The 21687-nt window shown below is 37.7% G+C and carries 18 protein-coding genes; all 18 read left to right on the plus strand.

What is annotated here, in order from left to right:
* The first annotated feature begins 86 nt into the window (after positions 1-86).
* The 18 genes from pyrH to dnaK all read left to right on the plus strand — a co-directional run bounded on the left by pyrH (position 87) and on the right by dnaK (position 21647).
* On the plus strand, positions 87-812 hold the full coding sequence (gene pyrH / locus IV86_RS02650) for a UMP kinase (RefSeq protein WP_002833607.1): 726 nt from the start codon (positions 87-89) through the stop codon (positions 810-812).
* Positions 812-1372, plus strand: a complete 561-nt coding sequence (frr, locus tag IV86_RS02655; RefSeq protein ID WP_002833608.1) for a ribosome recycling factor — start codon at positions 812-814, stop codon at positions 1370-1372. Before pyrH ends, frr begins: the two co-directional genes overlap by 1 nt.
* A 257-nt stretch (positions 1373-1629) precedes the next feature.
* Positions 1630-2379 carry an isoprenyl transferase gene (locus IV86_RS02660; protein ID WP_011673316.1) on the plus strand — a complete coding sequence of 250 codons (750 nt, stop codon included), beginning with the start codon at positions 1630-1632 and terminating at the stop codon, positions 2377-2379.
* Positions 2380-2389: 10 nt separating this feature from the next.
* A complete protein-coding gene (locus IV86_RS02665; protein WP_029257928.1) occupies positions 2390-3175 on the plus strand; it encodes a phosphatidate cytidylyltransferase in 786 nt (261 codons plus the stop codon).
* 23 nt (positions 3176-3198) lie between these two features.
* A complete protein-coding gene (rseP, locus tag IV86_RS02670; protein ID WP_002833611.1) occupies positions 3199-4461 on the plus strand; it encodes an RIP metalloprotease RseP in 1263 nt (420 codons plus the stop codon).
* A gap of 27 nt (positions 4462-4488) precedes the next feature.
* Positions 4489-6204, plus strand: coding sequence for a proline--tRNA ligase (locus tag IV86_RS02675; protein ID WP_002833612.1), 1716 nt, complete (start codon positions 4489-4491; stop codon positions 6202-6204).
* Between the two features lie 93 nt (positions 6205-6297).
* Positions 6298-10611, plus strand: a complete 4314-nt coding sequence (locus IV86_RS02680; protein ID WP_036673054.1) for a PolC-type DNA polymerase III — start codon at positions 6298-6300, stop codon at positions 10609-10611.
* 119 nt (positions 10612-10730) lie between these two features.
* Positions 10731-11207, plus strand: a complete 477-nt coding sequence (rimP, locus tag IV86_RS02685) for a ribosome maturation factor RimP (RefSeq protein ID WP_002833614.1) — start codon at positions 10731-10733, stop codon at positions 11205-11207.
* A 13-nt stretch (positions 11208-11220) separates the two neighbouring features.
* Positions 11221-12309 carry a transcription termination factor NusA gene (nusA, locus tag IV86_RS02690; RefSeq protein WP_002833615.1) on the plus strand — a complete coding sequence of 363 codons (1089 nt, stop codon included), beginning with the start codon at positions 11221-11223 and terminating at the stop codon, positions 12307-12309.
* 21 nt (positions 12310-12330) lie between these two features.
* Positions 12331-12624 (plus strand): RNase P modulator RnpM, encoded by a 294-nt coding sequence (rnpM, locus tag IV86_RS02695; protein WP_011673321.1) that lies wholly within the window; start codon positions 12331-12333, stop codon positions 12622-12624.
* On the plus strand, positions 12625-12927 hold the full coding sequence (locus IV86_RS02700) for a L7Ae/L30e/S12e/Gadd45 family ribosomal protein (protein WP_002833617.1): 303 nt from the start codon (positions 12625-12627) through the stop codon (positions 12925-12927).
* 12 nt (positions 12928-12939) lie between these two features.
* Positions 12940-15678 carry a translation initiation factor IF-2 gene (gene infB, locus IV86_RS02705; protein WP_056979335.1) on the plus strand — a complete coding sequence of 913 codons (2739 nt, stop codon included), beginning with the start codon at positions 12940-12942 and terminating at the stop codon, positions 15676-15678.
* A 16-nt stretch (positions 15679-15694) separates the two neighbouring features.
* A complete protein-coding gene (rbfA, locus tag IV86_RS02710; RefSeq protein ID WP_002833619.1) occupies positions 15695-16045 on the plus strand; it encodes a 30S ribosome-binding factor RbfA in 351 nt (116 codons plus the stop codon).
* 138 nt (positions 16046-16183) lie between these two features.
* Positions 16184-17083, plus strand: coding sequence for a tRNA pseudouridine(55) synthase TruB (gene truB / locus IV86_RS02715; protein WP_002833620.1), 900 nt, complete (start codon positions 16184-16186; stop codon positions 17081-17083).
* A 3-nt stretch (positions 17084-17086) separates the two neighbouring features.
* On the plus strand, positions 17087-18031 hold the full coding sequence (ribF, locus tag IV86_RS02720) for a riboflavin biosynthesis protein RibF (RefSeq protein WP_002833621.1): 945 nt from the start codon (positions 17087-17089) through the stop codon (positions 18029-18031).
* Positions 18032-18138: 107 nt separating this feature from the next.
* Positions 18139-19179 carry a heat-inducible transcriptional repressor HrcA gene (gene hrcA / locus IV86_RS02725; RefSeq protein WP_002833622.1) on the plus strand — a complete coding sequence of 347 codons (1041 nt, stop codon included), beginning with the start codon at positions 18139-18141 and terminating at the stop codon, positions 19177-19179.
* Positions 19180-19189: 10 nt separating this feature from the next.
* Complete coding sequence (gene grpE, locus IV86_RS02730; protein WP_370397706.1) at positions 19190-19762, plus strand: nucleotide exchange factor GrpE; 573 nt, start codon at positions 19190-19192, stop codon at positions 19760-19762.
* Positions 19763-19787: 25 nt separating this feature from the next.
* Complete coding sequence (dnaK, locus tag IV86_RS02735) at positions 19788-21647, plus strand: molecular chaperone DnaK (RefSeq protein ID WP_011673326.1); 1860 nt, start codon at positions 19788-19790, stop codon at positions 21645-21647.
* Positions 21648-21687 lie beyond the last annotated feature (40 nt).

Raw genomic sequence — 21687 nt, forward strand, 5'->3', positions numbered from 1 at the left:
GTAGGATTTTACACGTAATAACAGTGTGGTTTGCCGCATTTTTATGATAGAATTAATGAAGGAAATTAAACATAGGAGGCCGTAATATGTCGGAAGTTAAATACAAGCGAGTAATAATGAAGCTGAGTGGTGAAGCACTTGCTGGAGATAAAGGAACAGGTATTAATCCACCAGTAATTCAAAAGGTTGCTGAAGAACTTCGTGACGTGCATGACCTAGGAGTACAAATTGCCATCGTTGTTGGTGGTGGGAACATGTGGCGTGGAGAAACTGGTGAACAGCTTGGAATGGAACGTGTTCAAGCTGACTATATTGGTATGCTAGGTACGGTTATGAATGCTTTAGCACTTCAAGATAGCCTAGAATCACTAGGAGTTCCAACTCGCGTTCAAACTTCCATTGAAATGCGTCAAATCGCTGAACCTTACATTCGTCGTAAGGCCGTTCGTCATCTTGAAAAGAATCGCATAGTAATCTTTGCTGCTGGTACAGGTAGCCCATACTTCTCAACTGATACAACTTCAGCTTTAAGAGCGGCTGAAATTGGGGCGGAAGCAATTTTAATGGCTAAAAACGGCGTAGATGGTATTTATTCTGCCGATCCAAACGTAGACCCTGATGCAGTTAAATTTGACGAATTAACACATATGGATATTATTGATAAAGGACTTAATGTTATGGACACTACTGCAAGTTCACTTTCGATGGAGAATAATATTCCATTAGTTGTTTTCAACTTAAACCAAGCAGGTAACATTAAAAAGGTTGTTGCAGGTGAAAATATTGGAACAACGGTTAGAGGAGAAGAATAATGGCAAAAAATGAGATAATCCAAAAAGCTGAAGAAAAAATGCAAAAGGCACAGAATGTTTTAGAACGTGATTTAGGTTCAATCCGTGCTGGCCGTGCTAATGCTTCATTACTTGATAAAGTCTCAGTGGATTATTATGGAGCTCCAACTCCACTTAATCAAATGGCTTCAATTACCATTCCGGAACCACGAGTATTGTTAGTTACTCCTTATGATAAGAGCGTATTGAACGACATTGAACAAGCTATTTTAATGTCAGATCTAGGGATTAATCCTGCTAATGATGGCTCGGCAATTCGTTTAGTAGTTCCTCAATTAACTGAAGAAACCCGTAAAGATTTAGCCAAGAATGTTAAAGCAGAAGGCGAAAAAGCTAAAGTAGCAGTTCGTAATATTCGTCGTGATGCAATGGACACTTTGAAAAAGGCTAATAAAAATGGCGACTACAATGATGATGAATTCCATGATTTAGAAAAACAAACTCAAGATAGTACGGATAAAGCAATTAAAGTTGTAGACGAAATCGTAGCTAATAAGGAAAAAGAAGTCCTTGAAGGCTAGTATTAACTTTTGATAAAGCACCCCAAGAATTGTAGTGAAAACTCAACTTTTGGGGTGCTTTACTGGTTATTGAAAAATTCCAACTTCAACCAAAAAGTATCAAAATTTGGTATGGTACAATAAAAATCATGTGTTTTTAGGTAGTTTTGAAGATGTTTGACGTATCTTTAATAGTCGTTGTCCGTTTATTTGTACAGAACAATGATTTTGTAGCTTTTTTTTGGTAAAATAATAACCATTAGCTTGGAGGTTTTTTGATGAAAATGAATCAAAAACTTGAAACAGAATTAAATGAAAATATTCCAAAGCATGTTGCCATTATTATGGATGGTAACGGACGCTGGGCTCAGAAACGATTTATGCCACGTGTTGCTGGTCATAAGCGAGGAATGGAAGTCGTTAAGACTATTACTAAAAGTGCTAGTAAGTTGGGCGTAAAGGTGTTAACCTTATACGCTTTTTCGACGGAAAACTGGAAACGTCCCCAAGATGAAGTTTCATTCTTAATGAAATTACCGATTACTTTTTTCAATAAATTTGTTCCAGAATTGATTGAAGAGGGGGTCCAGGTTCGAGTAACTGGAGATATCGACGGCCTTCCCCAAGCGACTCAAGATGCTGTACGAAAAGCGATCGAGGACACCGCACAAGGTACAAAGATGATTTTAAATTTTGCTCTTAACTATGGAAGTCGGGACGAAATTACCAAGATGGTCCAGTCAATTGCTCAAGCTGTTAATACCAAACAATTGGACGTGGATAAAATTGATGAGCAGGTTATTGAAAACCATCTACAAACTAATTTTTTAGGCGAACTTTCTAATCCAGATGTATTGATTAGGACCAGTGGAGAAGAGCGAATTTCGAACTTCTTACTTTGGCAAATTGCATATAGTGAGTTAGTCTTTACTGACACACTTTGGCCAGATTTCGACGAAAAAATCTTTATTGAAATGATAAAAGAGTATCAAAAACGTGATCGACGTTTTGGTGCAATTAAAAAGTGAGGAATTAATTTTGAAGCAAAGAGTAATTACTGCCGTAGTAGCGTTAATAATTTTTATTCCAATTGTCTTTCTTGGAGGAACATTAATCGAGATTGCAGCCTTGGCCCTAGCCGTGGTGGCAATGAGTGAAGTTTTAATTATGAAACGAATTTTGTTGGTAACTCCTGAAGCAATTATTAGTATCTTAGGAACGTTATTCTTGGTTGCCCCTAAGTCATGGATGCACGACTTACCGAGCCAAATTAATACACCATTTGTTTCTTTGATTTTTGCCATTGCGTTGATGGTGAGAGTTGTTTTCAGTAAAAATCGTTTCAATTTCGATGATGCTGGTGTATTAACATTGACAATGCTATACATTGGATTCGGATTTAACATGTTTGTTCAAGCTCGAACGGTGGGCTTAGGAATGTTAATGTATCTGCTACTAACCGTCTGGAGTACAGACAGTGGAGCCTACTTAGTCGGAAGAAAGATTGGTAAGACTAAACTTGCTCCTCAAATTAGCCCCAATAAGACTTGGGAAGGTTCCATTGGCGGAACCATAGTTGCAGTTATTGTTGGAATTATTTTCTCAGTAACGGGACTAATCCATTATGGAATTCTAGCTACAATTTTAATGACGCTATTCCTTTCAATTGCAGGTCAGTTAGGAGACTTAATAGAATCTTCTCTTAAACGTTATTACGGTGTTAAAGATTCTGGTCGTATCTTACCAGGTCATGGAGGAATCCTTGACCGTTTTGATAGTCTATTGCTAGTATTGCCAATGGCATATTTATTAGGTTTACTATAAAATTTGCCAGTTAGGAGTTATTTATGATAACTACGATTATTACCTTTATTGTTGTATTTTTAATTTTAGTTGTTGTCCATGAGTATGGGCATTTTGTTGCTGCTAAAAAGTCCGGTATTTTAGTTCGTGAATTTTCAATTGGGATGGGTCCTAAAATTGTTGATTTGAAGCGTAATGGAACTACGTATACTTTACGGATTCTTCCCATTGGTGGTTATGTTCGAATGGCGGGACTCGATGAACAAGAAGATGAATTGAAAGCGGGACAACATGTTACATTAACCACGGATAATACTGGACAAGTGACGATTATTAATACTTCTAGTAAAGTTCAAAATTTGATGGGCATTCCAGTTGATGTAACCAGTTTTGACTTACAAGATAAATTATTCATTGAAGGTTATGAAAATGGTAACGAAGACGAAGTTAAACATTTTGAAATTGATCATGATGCATCGATAGTCGAATCCGACGGGACAGAAGTTCGAATTGCACCGCGTGATGTTCAATTTCAATCTGCTAAGATTTGGCAGCGACTAATTACTAATTTTGCTGGACCATTTAATAATTTTGTTTTGGCCATCGTTGTTTTTGCGATAATGGGAGTTATGCAGGGAGCAGTTCCGGCTAATACTAACCAAGTACAAGTCGTTGAAAATGGTGTTGCTCAAAAAGCAGGAATTAAAAATAATGATCGTATTGTTAGAGTTGAAGGACAAAAAACAGATAATTGGAGTCAACTATCTAAGGCAGTTTCAGCTCGTCCAAATCAAAAAACGACTTTAGAAGTATTACGTCAAAAGCAAACAAAGAAAATCACATTAACACCTAAGTTAGCAAGTAATGGTAGTAAAAAAGTGGGTATGATTGGTGTTCAATCATCCATGACAACTAATTTAGGTAAGCGAGTTTTATATGGTTTCACTGGAACTTGGCAAATGGCTAAGAGTTTGTTTACCGCTTTAGGACAGATGCTACATGGCTTTAGTTTGAATGATTTAGGCGGTCCTGTTGCAATTTATGCCACGACCTCTCAAGCTACCCATCAAGGCTTCATGTCAGTGCTGTATGTGCTTGGTTTTCTATCCCTAAACTTGGGGATTGTTAACTTATTACCAATTCCAGCTTTGGATGGAGGAAAAATTCTCCTAAATCTCGTTGAAATGATTCGAAGAAAACCTTTAAAAGTTGAAACCGAAAATGTGATTACGCTAATTGGCTTTGGATTTTTAATGATATTAATGCTGTTAGTTACTTGGAATGATATTCAAAGATACTTTTTTTAAATTAACTTAAGGAGTTCAAATTCAATTATGAAACAATCAAAAATTCTTATTCCTACTGTAAAGGAAGTTCCAAATGATGCCGAAGTTTTAAGTCATAAAATGATGCTTCGGGCAGGATACATCCGTCAAATTTCGGCCGGAATGTATGCATACTTACCATTAGCTTATAAAGTGATTAGTAAGATTGAAAAAATCGTGCGTGAAGAAATGGAAGCAATCGACGCCGTTGAAATGTTAACTCCAGCGGTTTTACCAGCTGAATTATGGAAGCAATCAGGCCGTTATGAAACATATGGTCAAGAACTCTATAAATTTAAGAATCGTCATGATCGTGATTTTATTCTTGGACCAACACACGAAGAAACCATGACTACATTGATTCGAGACGAAGTTAAATCATACAAGAAACTTCCACTTTCTTTATACCAAATCCAAATGAAATATCGCGATGAAGATCGTCCTCGTTATGGATTACTACGCGGCCGTGAATTTTTAATGAAAGATGCTTATTCTTTCCACGCCGATGAAGAAACGTTAGACCAAAGTTTCCGTGATTTCGAAAAAGCTTACCAAAACATTTTTAGACGTTGTGGTCTTAACTTCCGTGAAATCGTGGGTGACGCCGGAGCAATGGGTGGTCGAGATTCCAAAGAATTTTCAGCTATTGCTTCTATTGGTGAAGATACAATCGCTTACTCAGAAGAAAGCGATTATGCTGCTAACTTAGAAATGGCAAGTAGTGTCTACACAGATCTTCAAATGCATGAAAATCAAGAAGAACTTACTAAAGTGGCTACTGATGATGCGCATTCAATTGATGAAGTTGCTGCTAAGCTAGATGTGGATAGCAACCGTTTAATTAAAACTATGGTTTTAATTGTCGATGAAGCACCTGTTTTGGCTTTACTACGTGGTAATGATCAACTAAATGAAGTTAAGCTTACAAATCTTTTGCACGCTGATGAGGTTCGAGAAGCAACGGAGGAAGAAGCCTTTGAACTTCTAGGTGCGCACGTGGGTTCGCTTGGTCCAGTACTTGAAAACAAACCAGAAAATTTAAAGATTGTAGCAGATAAATATATTGAACAAATGGTTAACAGCGTTGTTGGTGCTAATGAAGATGGTTTCCATTTGAAAAATGTTAATGTTGAACGCGATTTTACCGTTGATGAATATGCTGATATTCGTACTGTCCGTGAAGGCGAACTTGCTCCGGATGGTAAGGGTGCTTTGAAATTCACTAAGGGAATCGAAATTGGTCATATCTTCAAGATTGGAACAAAGTACTCTGAAGCTTTGGATGCTAAGGTACTAGATGAAAACGGACGAGCAATCCCAGTAATTATGGGTTGTTATGGAATTGGGGTGAGTCGTTTACTATCAGCTGTTTCTGAACAACAATCGGATGAAAATGGGCTTGTATGGCCTAAGAATATTGCTCCTTATGATGTCCATGTAATTCCAGTTAATGCCAAGAATGCGGAACAAATGGAAATTGCTGACCAAATTAACGGAGAACTAACTAAAGCAGGTTACGATGTATTAGTAGATGATCGTAAGGAACGTGCCGGAGTTAAGTTTGCGGATTCAGACTTAATTGGAATCCCACTTCGTGTTACCATTGGTAAGAAAGCTTCTGAAGGCATTGTTGAAGTCAAGTTACGTAAGACAGGGGAAGCAGTCGAAGTTAAGGTTGCGGAACTAAATAACACGGTAGAAATTTTATTAAACCAAGCTCAATAAAAGTAAATAAACCAATTAAAGCTGGGGAATCCCAGCTTTAATTATTTGTAGCAAATATTTTTAATGGATTAGTAACATCAGGGGGACCAAAGAGTGAGTTTGTCAGAAAATGAACAATTCAGAGTTTTATTAGAGCAAATTGATTTGTTGGATAATGCTGAATTAAAAGATGGTTCAATCAAAGATTTAACTGTGCACTCCAATTCCAAGCGTTGGACGTTTAGTTTTGAGTTTAATGATATTTTACCTTTACAAGTCTTTGTTGAATTTCATCATCAATTGGTTAATACGTTTGGGGCAATAGCTCAAATTGATTTTTCAATTGATACTATAAATAAAAATAATGTTGCAACCCATGCAACCGATTATTGGGATTGGATTATCAAGAATAGTGGTATTCAATCATCACTTCTACAAGTGTTATGTGATAAGTCGATTCCAGAGTTTAAAGATGGACAATTAGTTGTCAAAGTAGATAATCAAATTACTAAGAACTTTCTCAATGACGATGTTTTGCAGACTCTTAGTAATACGTATCAAAAAGTTGGTTTTGGTCCGATTAAAATTAAACCTACAATCGATGACAATACTGCTCAAGAACGTTTGCAAGCTTATCATGAAGAAAAAATTAAACGTGATCAAGCCATTGTTCAAAAAGCGACTGAGGCAATTAAAAAAGCTGAAAGTAAAAAGAAAGCTTCTGATAAAGCGATGCCTGAATTTAATGGTAAAGTACAAATGGGTAAACCAATTAATGGTAAGGACAATATTGTTCAGTTGAGAGATATTACCCAAGAAGAACGTTCGGTGGCCATTGAAGGGTATATTTTTGACGCAGAAGTTAAGACTCTTCGTTCAGAGCGTCAACTTTTAATCTTTAAGGTAACGGACTATACATCGTCTATTACCATCAAGAAGTTTTCTCGTAATGAGGCCGATGAACAATTATTCTCGGCCATTAAAAAAGGTTTGTGGGTTAGAGTTCGCGGAAGTATTCAAGAAGATAGTTTTATGAAAGATCTAACGATGAATGCTTACGATATCATGGAAGTCGACCACGCTGATCGACAAGATACAGCAACTGATAAAAGAGTTGAATTACACTTACACACTAATATGAGTACGATGGATGCTACTAACGGAATTAGCGATTTGGTAGGACAAGCTGCTAAGTGGGGGCATCCGGCGGTTGCAGTCACAGATCACGCTGGATTACAAGCTTTCCCTGAAGCCCATGCAGCTGGTAAAAAAAATGGTATTAAAACACTTTTCGGTGTTGAAGCTAATCTAGTTGATGATGGAGTTCCAATTGGCTATAACAGTGAACATCGCCCATTGAAGGGCGGCAAATATGTAATCTTTGATGTGGAAACTACGGGTTTGTCTGCAATTTATGACAAGGTGATTGAACTATCGGCGGTCAAAATGGAAAATGGAAATGTAATTGATCAGTTCGAAGAATTTATTGATCCGGGTTTTCCTCTTTCGGAAACTACAATTAATCTGACTAGTATCACGGACGAAATAGTACGTGGTTCAATGTCTGAAAAAGAAGTTTTCACCAAATTTAGAGAATTTTATGAAGATGCTATTATTGTGGGACATAATGTAACTTTTGATATTGGTTTTATGAATACAGGTTACCTCCGACATGGAATGGAAGAAATAAAAAATCCCATAATTGATACTTTAACGTTAGCGCGGTTCTTGTATCCTACTCTGAAAGGTTATCGTTTAAACACTTTGGCTAAAAAATTTGGGGTAGCACTCGAACATCATCATCGGGCTATCTATGATTCAGAAACTACAGGACATTTGTGTTATCTCTTCTTAAAAGATGCCGAAGAACGTTATGGGATTGAATATCATGATCAACTAAATGATCACATGACTGAAAATGAAGCATATAAACATGCACGGCCAAGTCATGCCATTTTAATTGCTAAGACCCAAGCAGGTTTAAAAAATCTTTTTAAATTAGTATCAATGTCAAATGTTAAATATTACTATCGTGTACCTCGAATTCCTCGCTCTGAGTTAGAAAAATTACGCGAGGGGATTATTGTCGGTTCTGCTTGTTCTAGCGGGGATGTTTTTACGGCGATGATGCAAAAAGGATATGCTGATGCACGGCGAAAGGCTAAATTCTATGATTACTTGGAAGTAATGCCTAAACCGGTTTATCAACCATTAATCGAACAAGAATTAGTTAGTGATAATAAGAAGTTAGAGGAAATCATTGCCAATATTGTTAAATTAGGTGAGGATCTAGATATTCCAGTAGTCGCAACGGGAGATGTTCATTATCTCAATCCGCAAGATTATATCTACCGTAAAATTTTAATTAATTCGCAAGGTGGGGCTAATCCTTTAAATCGTTCAGAATTGCCTGATGTTCATTTTAGAACTACCGATGAAATGCTGGAAGACTTTGCTTTCTTGGGTCCAGAAGTAGCACACAAGATTGTTGTCGAAAATTCGAATAAAATCGCTGATAGTGTAGATGACGGAATTAGCCCAGTTAAAGATAAGTTGTATACACCTAAAATGCCAGGTGCTGAAGACCGAATCAAACAGCTTTCGATGGATCGGGCACATGCTTTGTACGGTGAAGTATTACCGGAAATTGTTCAAGAACGATTAGATAAAGAATTGACTAGTATCATTGGAAATGGTTTCTCCGTAATTTATCTGATTGCTCAGCGCCTAGTGCATAAGAGTAATAAAGATGGTTATTTAGTTGGGTCGCGTGGATCAGTTGGTTCTAGTTTTGTTGCTACAATGTCTGGAATTACAGAAGTTAATCCATTACCGCCTCATTATCGATGCCCTAAGTGTCAATATTCGTTCTTCTATACCAAGGGTGAATATGGTTCTGGATATGACCTTCCAGATAAAGAATGTCCGGAATGTGGAACTTGGATGATTGGTGATGGACAAGATATTCCGTTTGAAACTTTCCTAGGTTTCAAAGGAGATAAGGTTCCCGATATTGATTTAAATTTCTCGGGAGATTATCAACCTATTGCGCATAATTATATGCAAGTTTTATTTGGTAAAGATAATGTGTTTAGAGCTGGTACAATTGGTACGGTTGCTGATAAAACAGCATTTGGATATGTTAAAGCGTACGAAAGAGATACCAATCAGCATTTGCGCGGAGCCGAAATTGAACGTTTGGCTAAGGGCGCAACTGGTGTTAAACGAACGACTGGACAACATCCGGCTGGAATTTTGATTGTTCCTGATTATATGGATGTATATGATTTTAGTCCTATTCAATATCCCGCTGATGATCAGACGGCTGCTTGGGAAACGACTCATTTTGATTTTCATTCTATCCATGATAATATTCTGAAAATGGATATTCTGGGACATGATGATCCAACAATGATTCGTAAGCTACAAGATTTATCAGGAATTGATCCAGAGACCATTCCAACTGATGACCCCGGGGTGATGAAAATTTTCTCTGGCCCAGAAGTTTTAGGCGTTGATGAAAATCAAATTCAATCTAAAACAGGAACTTTAGGAATCCCTGAGTTTGGTACGCGATTTGTGCGAGGAATGTTGGAAGAAACCCATCCAACTAGTTATTCAGAGCTTCTCCAAATTTCTGGATTATCACATGGTACTGATGTTTGGTTAGGGAATGCCGAAGAATTGATCAAGGCGGGTACCGTAACTTTGAAAGAAGTTATTGGTTGTCGTGATAATATTATGATGGATTTAATTCATTATGGTTTAGATTCACAGTCCTCCTTCCAAATTATGGAGAGTGTGCGTAAGGGAAAGGGAATTCCAGAAGGCTATGAAGATAAGATGCGTGCGGCTAATGTTCCCGATTGGTACATTGAATCTTGTGGAAAGATTAAATATATGTTCCCACGGGCGCATGCTTCAGCCTATGTTTTAATGGCCTTACGAATTGCCTACTTTAAGGTTTATTATCCATTGGTTTATTACGCAGCATATTTCACGGTACGAGCAGATGACTTTGACATTGTTTCGATGGCACGCGGGAAAGAATCCCTCAAAAATCGCATGCAAGAAATTAATGATAAAGGTAACGATGCGTCGACAAAGGAAAAAAATCTCCTAACCGTGTTAGAATTAGCTAACGAAATGTTAGAACGTGGTTTTGAATTCAAAATGATTGATATTGAAAAATCAGATGCTGAAGAATGGTTAATTGAAGGCAAGTCCTTAATTGCACCATTTAATGCTTTACCAGGTTTAGGATTGAACGTTGCTAAACAAATCGTGGCTGCGCGAGCAGACAAGCCATTCCTTTCCAAAGAAGACTTGTCAAAGCGGGGACATGTTTCGCAAACTTTAATTGATTTCATGACTGAGAACAACGTTTTATCGGAGTTGCCGGATGAAAATCAGCTTAGTTTATTCTGATGATTTGCAAAAATGCCCATATAATGGTATATTCAGAGTAGTAATTTGATACTCGTTAATTGAGTGAGCAGCGATGCTCGCTCTTTTTATTGGCAAAATATAATTCTGGAGGTTCAAGTTTGAGTAACAATGTTATTGAAAAGGTGACAGAATTAGTCCAACCAATTACTGATCGCCATAATTTTGAACTTGTTGAAGTTGAATTTGTAAAAGAAGGTCAAGGTTGGTTCCTAAGAGTCTATATTGACAAAGTTGGTGGCATTAACATCGAAGAATGTGCCATGGTCAGTGATGAGCTAAGTGAAATTTTGGACGCACAAGATCCAGATCCAATTCCACAAGCTTATTTCTTAGAAGTGTCTTCTCCAGGGGCTGAACGACCTTTAAAAACGAAGGAAGATCTTACGAGATCAATTGGTGAATATATCCATATCTCACTATATGCATCGATTAATAAGCAAAAAGTTTTCGAAGGTTACCTTAAAAGCTTTGAAAATGATGAAATTGTTTTGGACTATTTAGATAAGACTAGACATAAAGAACTTAAAGTAACGTATGATCAGGTTGCATTTGCTAGATTAGCAATCAAGATTTAGAGGAGAGTTTAAAATGAGTAAAGAAATGATTACCGCTCTTGATATCTTAGAAAAAGAAAAGGGAATCAAAAAAGAAGTTATCGTTGAAGCACTTGAAGCTGCATTAGTTTCGGCATTCAAGCGTAATTACGGACAGGCTCAAAACGTTGAAGTAGAATTTAATGATCGTAAAGGTGATATTCATGTTTACGCCGTTAAAAAAGTTGTTGAAGAAGTTGAAGATGATCAATTGGAAGTTAGTTTAGCTGACGCCTTGATGATCAATCGAGCATACGAATTAGATGATGAAATCAGATTTGAAGTTACTCCTAAAAACTTTGGCCGAATTGCAGCTCAAACTGCTAAACAAGTTATTATGCAACGGGTTCGCGAAGCTGAACGTGGTGTAATTTACGAAAAGTATGGTCAATACGAAGATGAAATTGTTACAGGCGAAGTATCACACCGTGATAATCGTTACGTATATGTTGACTTGGGTGGGGTCGAAGCTGTGATGGCTAAGTCAGACCAAATCCCAGGTGAACAATATGAACCTCATGATCATATTAAAGTTTATATTACGAAGGTGGAAAATAACGGTAAGGGACCTCAAATTTTTGCTTCAAGAACGGATTCGGGACTTTTGAAACGGCTCTTTGAACAAGAAGTTCCTGAAGTTTATGATGGAACGGTCGAGATTATGTCGATTGCTCGTGAAGCTGGTGATCGTGCTAAAATTGCGGTACGTTCTAATGATCCTGATATTGATGCAGTTGGGACATGTGTGGGTGCTAAGGGCCAACGTGTTCAAACGATTGTCAATGAACTTCATGGTGAAAACATGGATATCATTGAATGGAAAGAGGACCCAGCAGAATATATAGCTAATGCTTTGAAACCTTCTGAAGTTATTGACGTATTATTTAATGAAGAAGATGAAAATTACTGCATGGTAATCGTTCCAGATTACCAACTTTCATTAGCAATTGGTCGTCGTGGACAAAATGCGCGTTTAGCTGCTAAACTTGTTAACTTCAAGATTGACATCAAATCGGAAACAGATGCATCAGAATATGCTGAAGAAGAAGATTCTGAAGAAAGTACAGAAGAAACCGCTGAATAAACCATTGGAGGTGTGTTCTTGATGAAAACCAGAAAAATACCAATGCGTAAAGACATTGTGACAAATCAAATGTTTCCTAAAAAGGAACTCGTGCGAGTTGTCAAAAATAAGGAAAACGAAGTAGCTATTGATCCGACGGGTAAAGCTGCAGGACGAGGCGCTTATATTGGATTAGATGTCGAAATTGCTAAAAAGGCAAAAAAGAAGCGAACTTTTGATCAAGCGTTTAAAATTAAAGTTGACGACCAGTTCTACGATGACTTAATTGCTTATGTTGATCATCAGCAAGCACGAAAAGAGTTATTTGGTAAGTAAATGATTAAAGAAAATATTAGTAAATATCTCGGATTGATGCGCCGTTCAGGTAACTTGGTTACTGGTCAAGAACTAGTACTCAGTTCAATTCGTAGTCAGAAAGCCAAATTCGTTCTGGTAACAGAAGATATTGGCGAGTCCTCAAAGAAAAAAATTATTGATAAGTGTCATTTTTACGAAGTTCCATTCACTATTTTGGGAACTAAAGAAGATCTTTCCAAAGCAATTGGGCAGGAAAGATCGGTAGTGGCGACTGAAAATAATGGTTTTGCAAAGGGGTTACTAAAGAAAATAAATGAATAGGAGCGTGAAACGATGGGCAAAAAAAGAATTTATGAATTAGCCAAAGAAATCAACGTTTCGAGTAAAGATATTATTGAAAAGGCGCAGGCCGATGGTCTTGATGTAAAAAACCATATGTCGACGCTAGACGATGCTTCTGAAAAGCATTTACGCAATGCTTTCAAAAAAAATACTACTACAAACAAACCGGAAGAAAAACGGACACCTAAATTCCGTTCAAGCAAAACTGGTAAAACTGTGGTTAAGAAAAGCGACCATCCAGCAGCTGATGGAACGAAGGGTATTCAAAGATTGAAATCATCAAATAATGAAAGTACTACAAGAAACAATAACAATAACAAAAATGGCAACCAAAACCGTAATAATACAAATGGTCGTCCAAACAATAACCAAAATCGTCCAAACAACAATCGTAATGGTAATCGTCCTAACCAACCTAAGCGCGATGAAAAACAAGATCGAATTCGTGCTTCAGTAGCAGAGGCTGCCCGTATGGCTGCTCAAGCTAACCGCGAAATTGCTAACGAGAAGCCCCAAGCTAATCGTCAACGCACGAATAGCGCTAAGCCGGGTGAACAACGTCGGGAAGGTCGTAATAACCAAAATCGTCCAAACAACAATAATCGTAACGGTAACAATGTAAATCGTACGAATAATAATAATCGTCCAAACAATAACAATCGTAACAATGAAAATCGTCCAAGTCGTCCAAATAATACTAATCAGACGACTAATAATCGCCCAACTAACAATACAACTAGACCAGCTGCTCCAGCAGCTACGACAGCTAATAATAGTGGTGAAAAGAAGCAAGATCGTTTCAGCGGACGTAACAACAATTCTAGGGGTGGGAACCGTTTTGGAAATAATCAAAACCGTCCCTTTAATAAAGAAAACCGTAAGAACAAAAAGAGAAATAGAAAAGCTAAACGCGATGGGCGGATGAAGGAAACAACTAACAAAGTTGTTACTGTTCGTAAGGAACGTCCATTGCCAGATGTATTAGAATACAGCGAAGGTATCAATGTAGCAGAGATTGCTAAGAAGATTCATCGTGAACCAGCAGAAATTATCAAGAAATTGTTCATGATGGGTGTAATGGTTAACCAAAATCAATCACTTGATAATGATACAGTGGAACTTCTAGCAGCCGATTATGGAATCGAAGCTCAACAAAAAGTTGAAGTTGATATTTCAGATATTGATAAGATTTTTGAAGACGAAGAAAAGAATACAACTAACCTTGTATCACGCCCTCCAGTTGTTACTATCATGGGACACGTTGACCATGGTAAGACAACCTTACTTGATAAACTTCGTCATAGTCATATCACTGAAGGAGAAGCCGGTGGTATTACTCAAGGAATCGGTGCTTACCAACTTAAGCATGATGATAAGTTGATTACTTTCCTTGATACTCCTGGTCATGCGGCCTTTACTGAAATGCGTGCTCGTGGTGCTGATGTTACGGATATTACAATCTTAGTTGTCGCTGCTGATGACGGTGTAATGCCGCAAACTATTGAAGCTATCAACCATGCTAAGGCTGCTAATGTTCCAATTATCGTCGCCGTTAACAAGATTGATAAGCAAGGAGCAAATCCTAACCATGTTATGGAACAATTGACTGAATATGGTCTTATTCCTGAATCATGGGGTGGAGACACAATTTTCGTTGAAATTTCAGCTAAATTAGGTCAAAATATCGATGAATTACTTGATATGATTTTACTTCAAGCAGAAGTTCTAGAACTTAAAGCTAACCCAGATCAAAATGCTGCTGGATCAGTAATTGAAGCTCAATTGGATCCTGGTAAAGGTTCTATTGCAACAATCTTAGTTCAACAAGGTACAATGCACGTTGGTGATCCAATTGTTATTGGTAACACCTTTGGACGGATTCGAACAATGGTTAACGAACATGGTCGTCGAGTGAAAGAAGCTACTCCATCAACACCAGTAGAAATTACTGGTTTAAATGGTGTTCCAGAAGCCGGTGATCGTTTCGTAGTCTTTGATGACGAAAAATCAGCTCGTGCAGCTGGTGAAGAACGTGCTAAACGTGCTCAAATGGAAGAACGTAAACGTAGCAACCATGTTACTTTGGATAATCTCTTTGATTCCCTTAAAGAAGGCGAAATGAAGAAGGTTGACATCATTATCAAGGCTGATGTTCAAGGCTCTGTAGAAGCTTTAGCTGATAGTTTACAAAAGATTGAAGTTGAGGGTGTTCGAGTTAATATCATTCATAAGGCCGTTGGAGCTATTAACGAAAGTGACGTTACCCTTGCAGCTGCAAGTAATGCGATTATCATTGGTTTCAATGTTCGCCCAACAGCTCAAGCTAAACAAATGGCTGACTCTGAAGATGTTGATATTCGTCTCCATCGTGTTATCTATAACGCAATCGATGAAGTTGAATCAGCAATGAAGGGAATGCTTGAACCAGTTTACGAAGAAGAAATTATTGGTCAAGTTGACATTCGCGAAACTTACAAGGTTTCTCGTGTGGGTACAATTGCTGGTGGTTTTGTAACTGAAGGATTTATTACACGTGATTCTGGAGTACGTTTGATTCGTGATGGTGTAGTTATCTATGAAGGTAAACTAGGTAGTCTTAAACGTTTCAAGGATGATGTTAAAGAAGTTAAACGAGGATTTGAACTTGGTTTAACGGTTGAAAATTACAATGATATCAAAATTGGTGATGTTATCGAAGCATACCGCATGAAAGAAGTACCAGTTGAGTAGATAGGAGGAATCTATTATGGCTCGACAATACCGTTCGGATCGCTTGTCTCAAGAAATTGAAAAAGAAGTGAGTGATATCCTTCGTCGTCGTGTGCGTGATCCTCGCGTTGAGGGAGTTACAATCACTGGCGTTGATGTGACAGGTGATTTACAACAAGCAAAAATTTATTACAGTATTTTATCTGATAAAGCATCAGATGATCAAAAAACCAAGGCGGGTCTTGAAAAGGCATCTGGTTTAATTCGTAAAGAGTTAGGTAGCCGCCTATCAATTTACAAGACACCGGAACTTAGTTTCATCAGAGATGAATCTGTTCAATATGGTGATAAAATTGATCAATTACTCAATAAATTAAATCGTGATTAATCCAAAAGAGTATGCTTAATGGCATGCTCTTTTTTGTTTGGACCTAAATAAATAGGACGAAATCTTTTTAATACGATATAAGTAATGTAAAATGGCTATGAAGAGTGCATTTTAAGTACAGAATGAGAGGTTACCAAAATGGATGGAATAATTCCAATTAATAAAGAACGAGGAATGACAAGTCACGATGTTGTTGCCAAGGTTCGAGGTATTTTAAGAACTAAAAAAGTTGGTCATAGTGGAACCCTTGATCCTAGTGTTGACGGAGTTTTACCAATTTGTGTTGGCAGAGCTACGAAAGTTGTGGACTATTTAATGGGATTTGGAAAAGTTTATCAAGGTTCAATTACGTTAGGTTTCTCAACTACTACGGAAGATCTAGATGGTGAAGTAGTTGAAACCAAAAAACTTGATAAACCATTAACGAACGAACAAATTAATCAAACTTTGACTGCAATGACAGGAACTTTAGTTCAAATTCCACCCATGTATTCCGCAGTAAAGGTTAAGGGTCGCAAGTTATATGAATATGCCCGCGCTGGTGAGACGGTAGAACGTCCTCAGCGTCAAATTAAGGTTTATGATTTTGTTCAAACTCGCCCATCAATTTTTGATGCAGAAAAGGGACAACAAACTATTTATTTCAAGGTTAGTTGTGGCAAGGGGACGTATGTGAGAACTTTAGCAGTTGATTTTGGTCGTCATTTTGGATTACCAGCGGTGATGTCTGATTTAAGTCGCTTGGCTAGTGGGGGATTCAAAATTGAGGAATGCCTGACGTTATCCGACTTAGAACAAGCACGAGATGAAGATCGTTTATCGACGGTTATTCAGCCTTTAGATCGGGCCTTGGATAACTTTAATACAATTACAATTTCAGATGTTGAATGGGAAATTGTTAAAAATGGAGGATTTTTGAATCGTCCGCAAACTGATGAAATCATAGCTTTAAAATATAATGGGAATATTCAGGCGTTATATCAGTATGATACAAATCGTCAAAACTATATTCCTAAAAAAATGTTGTTGGTGAGATAGAAAATGCAAATAGTAAGAATACATCATCCATATTCAAAAAAAATAATTCCAGCAGAACCTGTAGCACTAGCTTTAGGTTTCTTTGACGGTGTTCATCGTGGACACCAAGCAGTTATTAAGCAAGCTTGCCAAAAGGCCCGAGAACAGCATTTAAAGGTGGCAGCAATGACGTTTAACCATCATGCGTCGGTAGTATTTGAACAGGATCGTAACTTTAGCCCGTTAAGCTACCTAACTTCTGTAGAACGAAAAGCGGAATTAATGCGCGAATTAGGCGTTGATATACTTTATGTTGTTGATTTCACTTCTGCATTTGGTAGTTTAAATCCCGAAGATTTTGTTCAACAATATATGGTAGACTTAAATGCCAAAGTGGTAGTTGCAGGTTTTGATTATACGTTTGGACCTGCTGAGCTAGCGAATATGGATACTTTACCAGCGCTAGCTCAGGGACGATTTGAGGTTATTAAAGTACCTAAAATCATTTTAAAGAATGATAAGATTGGATCTGGTAAGATTCGTGAGATGGTATCGTTAGGAAATATTGATGATGCTAATGCCTATCTAGGTTATGCTTTTCAAACGAGTGGCGTGGTGGTTCATGGAGAAGCACGTGGAAGAGAACTCGGTTTTCCAACTGCTAATATAGTTTCTAATGAAAATCAAATTACACCTGGGATCGGAATCTATGTTGTTGAAATCAAAGTAGGCGACCGATGGTATAAGGGAATGGCATCCGTTGGCAAAAATGTAGTCTTTGGGGAAGGTCGTCCTGTTACTACTGAAATTAATATTTTAGATTTTAAAGAAGCTATCTACGGAGAGACTGTTAAAGTTAAATGGTACCATCGCTTACGAGGCGAAATTAAATTTGATTCGGTTAATGCTTTAATCGCACAACTGCATCAGGATGAAGCTGATACAAGGGAATTTTTTAACAAGTTATAAAGATGTCTGACCAAATTTGACTATAGTTGACATTTCTACAAACCTCTGGTATCTTATTAAGTGTTCTTAGCACTCCAACTTTCTAAGTGCTAAAAGAGGTGATTTTCATGTTAACAGATCGTGAGTTGTTAATTTTAGAGGAGATTGTCCGAGAGTATACTGAGAATGGTCAGCCAATCGGATCAAAAACGTTGATGAATAATCTTCCAGTAAAAGTGAGTTCGGCAACGATTAGAAATGATATGGCTAAGCTAGAAGAGATGGGTCTGATTGAAAAGATGCATTCATCTTCTGGAAGAATTCCATCTTTGATGGGATATCGGTATTACGTAGATCATTTGTTAAGCCCCAAGAAGTTAAATCAAAGTGAGGCTCAACAGATTCAAAAGGGGCTGGGGATGCATTTTAGAGAAGTAGATGACATTGTTCGAACTTCGGCTGAAATGTTATCAAATTTAACGCATTATACAGCATTAACGTTAAAACCTGACCAAAAAGATGCGACTTTAGATGGTTTTCGAATGGTTCCACTCGGTGGAAATCAAGTAATGTTGATTTTGGTTTCTAGTAATGGCGACGTTACTAGTCAGCAATTTTCGATCCCCCGAGGAATGAATAGTGAGACTGTCGAACGCGTCTTGAGAATTATGAATGATCGCTTGATTGGCGAAACGCTTGATCAAGTTTATTATCACCTGAAAACAGATATTCCTAAAATTGTTGAGCATTATCTGCATAGTAACGACGGAATTATTGATATTTTCGAAAATGTAGTTGCGCAGTCTTCACAGGACCGTTACTTCATTGGAGGGAAGTTGAATATCCTTAATTTCTCCAAGAATGTAGATGTTAGTTCAATTAGAGGGCTTTTGACTCTATTTAATGAGAATGATCAACTTGATGGATTACTTGGAAATAATCAGAGTGACTTAGATGTAAAGATTGGCGATGAATTAAGCAATGCTTTACTAAAGGATTTTAGCTTAATCACTGCTACTTATGATGTTGGTAGTCGAGGCAAGGGATTAATTGCCATTCTCGGTCCAACTAGTATGCAGTATTCGAAGACATTAGGTTTACTTGATACATTTAGAGACCAGTTGTCTAATCGAATGCTCGAATATTATAAGCACCTTGATGATAGTTAGGAGGATTGAATTGGCAAAAGAGAAAAAAGAAGAAGTCAAAGAAGAAGAAGTTTCTGAAGCTACCTCAACAGAAGGGTCAGCAGATGTTGAATCAACTAATAATGATGATTCAACTACAGAAACTCAAGCAACAACGGCTTTAGATGATATTAAAAAGGTGGAAGCTGAACGCGATGAACTTTCAGACAAGTATATTCGTGCTCAAGCTGAAATTGTTAATATGCGTCGCCGAAACGAAAAAGAACAAGCATCATTAATCAAGTACGATGGTCAAAAACTTGCAAAAGCGATTTTGCCAGCACTTGATAATCTTGAACGCGCTCTAGCAGTTGAGTCTGCTTCGGAACAACTCCTAAAAGGGGTCAAGATGGTTCAAACCGATTTGTTAAAGGCTTTGAAGGAAAATCATGTTGCTGAAATTGAAGCTGAAGGACAAGCTTTTGATCCTAATATGCATCAAGCCGTTCAGACGGTGCCAGCTGATGATGATCATCCAGCCGATACAGTTGTTCAAGTATTACAAAAAGGATATATTTTAAAAGATCGAGTGTTACGACCAGCAATGGTAATCGTAGCTCAATAAAAAAGAGGAAGAGGGATTTTAAACAATGGCAAGTAATAAAATTATTGGTATTGATTTAGGTACTACAAACTCTGCAGTTGCTGTCATGGACGGTGACAAACCAAAAATTATCACAAACCCTGAAGGAGCACGTACAACTCCATCAGTTGTTGCTTTTAAGAATGGTGAAACTCAAGTTGGGGAAGTTGCTAAGCGTCAAGCAATCACTAACCCTGATACAATTGCTTCAATCAAACGTCACATCGGTGAAGCTGGCTATAAAGTAACCGTTGATGGCAAGTCTTATACACCACAAGAAGTTTCAGCAATGATTTTAAGTTATATCAAGAAATTTGCTGAAGATTACCTTGGTGAAGAAGTAGATAAAGCTGTTATCACAGTACCTGCTTACTTTGATGATTCACAACGTCAAGCTACAAAGGACGCTGGTAAGATTGCTGGCTTGGATGTTAAACGTATTATCAACGAACCTACTGCATCTTCATTAGCTTACGGACTAGATCAAAACGGTAAGGATGAAAAGATTCTCGTTTATGATTTAGGTGGTGGTACTTTTGATGTTTCCGTTCTTGAATTAGGGGATGGCGTATTCCAAGTTCTTTCAACAAACGGTGATACACACCTTGGTGGTGACGACTTTGATCAAAAGATCATCGACTGGTTAGTTGATGAATTCAAGAAAGACAATGGTGTAGACTTATCACAAGATAAGATGGCTCTTCAACGTTTGAAGGACGCCGCTGAAAAAGCTAAGAAGGACCTTTCAGGTGTTAGCGAAGCTCAAATCAGTCTACCATTTATTTCAGCTGGCGAAGCCGGACCATTACATCTTGAAAAGACTTTGACACGTGCGCAATTTGATCAATTAACTGCTGACCTAGTGGAACGTACTAAGGCTCCAGTTGAAAATGCGCTTAAAGATGCTGGACTTTCAGCTTCTGAAATTGACGAAGTTATCTTAAATGGTGGTTCAACACGTATTCCTGCCGTTCAAGAAGCCGTTAAGAACTGGACAGGTAAGGAACCTAACCACTCAATCAACCCTGATGAAGCCGTAGCTTTAGGTGCTGCTGTTCAAGGTGGTGTGCTTACTGGTGATGTTAAGGACGTTGTTTTACTTGACGTTACTCCACTTTCACTTGGTATCGAAACAATGGGTGGTGTATTCACTAAGTTAATCGATCGTAATACAACAATCCCAACAAGTAAGTCACAAGTATTCTCAACAGCTGCTGATAACCAACCAGCTGTAGATATCCATGTACTTCAAGGTGAACGTCCAATGGCTGCTGATAACAAGACACTTGGTCGTTTCCAACTTACTGATATTCCAGCTGCTCCTCGTGGAATTCCACAAATCGAAGTTAAGTTTGATATTGATAAGAATGGTATCGTAAACGTTTCTGCAACTGATAAGGGTACTGGTAAGGAACAAAAGATTACAATCAAGAGTTCATCGGGTCTAAGTGATGAAGAAATTGATCGCATGATGAAGGAAGCTAAAGAAAACGAAGAAGCCGACAAGAAACGTAAAGAAGAAGTTGACCTTCGTAACGAAGTTGATCAATTAATCTTTACAACGGATAAGACTTTGAAAGACCTTGAAGGTAAAGTTTCTGAAGATGAAATCAAGAAGGCTAAAGATGCTAAAGAAGCTCTTGAAAAGGCTCAAAAAGATAACAATCTTGACGAAATGAAAGCTAAGAAAGATGATTTGAGCAAGATTGTTCAAGATCTATCTGTAAAGCTTTACCAACAAGCTCAAGAAGCTCAAGGTCAAGCTGCTGATGGAGCTCAAGCCAACGCTGGTGACGCTAAGACTGATGATGACAATACAGTCAATGGTGATTTTGAAGAAGTTGATCCGGACAAGGATAACAAATAAATAACCAGTAATCGTAAAAAGGTCAAAGTCACTGACTTTG

Origin of the sequence: Pediococcus pentosaceus, assembly GCF_001437285.1 — a bacterium.
GTDB lineage: Bacteria > Bacillota > Bacilli > Lactobacillales > Lactobacillaceae > Pediococcus > Pediococcus pentosaceus.

What these genes read in the sequence shown, in the direction of transcription:
- pyrH (WP_002833607.1), top strand. Translation starts at nt 87, where the DNA reads ATGTCGGAAGTTAAATACAAGCGAGTAATAATGAAGCTGAGTGGTGAA.
- frr (WP_002833608.1), top strand. Translation starts at nt 812, where the DNA reads ATGGCAAAAAATGAGATAATCCAAAAAGCTGAAGAAAAAATGCAAAAG.
- IV86_RS02660 (WP_011673316.1), top strand. Translation starts at nt 1,630, where the DNA reads ATGAAAATGAATCAAAAACTTGAAACAGAATTAAATGAAAATATTCCA.
- rseP (WP_002833611.1), top strand. Translation starts at nt 3,199, where the DNA reads ATGATAACTACGATTATTACCTTTATTGTTGTATTTTTAATTTTAGTT.
- IV86_RS02675 (WP_002833612.1), top strand. Translation starts at nt 4,489, where the DNA reads ATGAAACAATCAAAAATTCTTATTCCTACTGTAAAGGAAGTTCCAAAT.
- nusA (WP_002833615.1), top strand. Translation starts at nt 11,221, where the DNA reads ATGAGTAAAGAAATGATTACCGCTCTTGATATCTTAGAAAAAGAAAAG.
- rnpM (WP_011673321.1), top strand. Translation starts at nt 12,331, where the DNA reads ATGAAAACCAGAAAAATACCAATGCGTAAAGACATTGTGACAAATCAA.
- IV86_RS02700 (WP_002833617.1), top strand. Translation starts at nt 12,625, where the DNA reads ATGATTAAAGAAAATATTAGTAAATATCTCGGATTGATGCGCCGTTCA.
- infB (WP_056979335.1), top strand. Translation starts at nt 12,940, where the DNA reads ATGGGCAAAAAAAGAATTTATGAATTAGCCAAAGAAATCAACGTTTCG.
- rbfA (WP_002833619.1), top strand. Translation starts at nt 15,695, where the DNA reads ATGGCTCGACAATACCGTTCGGATCGCTTGTCTCAAGAAATTGAAAAA.
- truB (WP_002833620.1), top strand. Translation starts at nt 16,184, where the DNA reads ATGGATGGAATAATTCCAATTAATAAAGAACGAGGAATGACAAGTCAC.
- ribF (WP_002833621.1), top strand. Translation starts at nt 17,087, where the DNA reads ATGCAAATAGTAAGAATACATCATCCATATTCAAAAAAAATAATTCCA.
- hrcA (WP_002833622.1), top strand. Translation starts at nt 18,139, where the DNA reads ATGTTAACAGATCGTGAGTTGTTAATTTTAGAGGAGATTGTCCGAGAG.
- dnaK (WP_011673326.1), top strand. Translation starts at nt 19,788, where the DNA reads ATGGCAAGTAATAAAATTATTGGTATTGATTTAGGTACTACAAACTCT.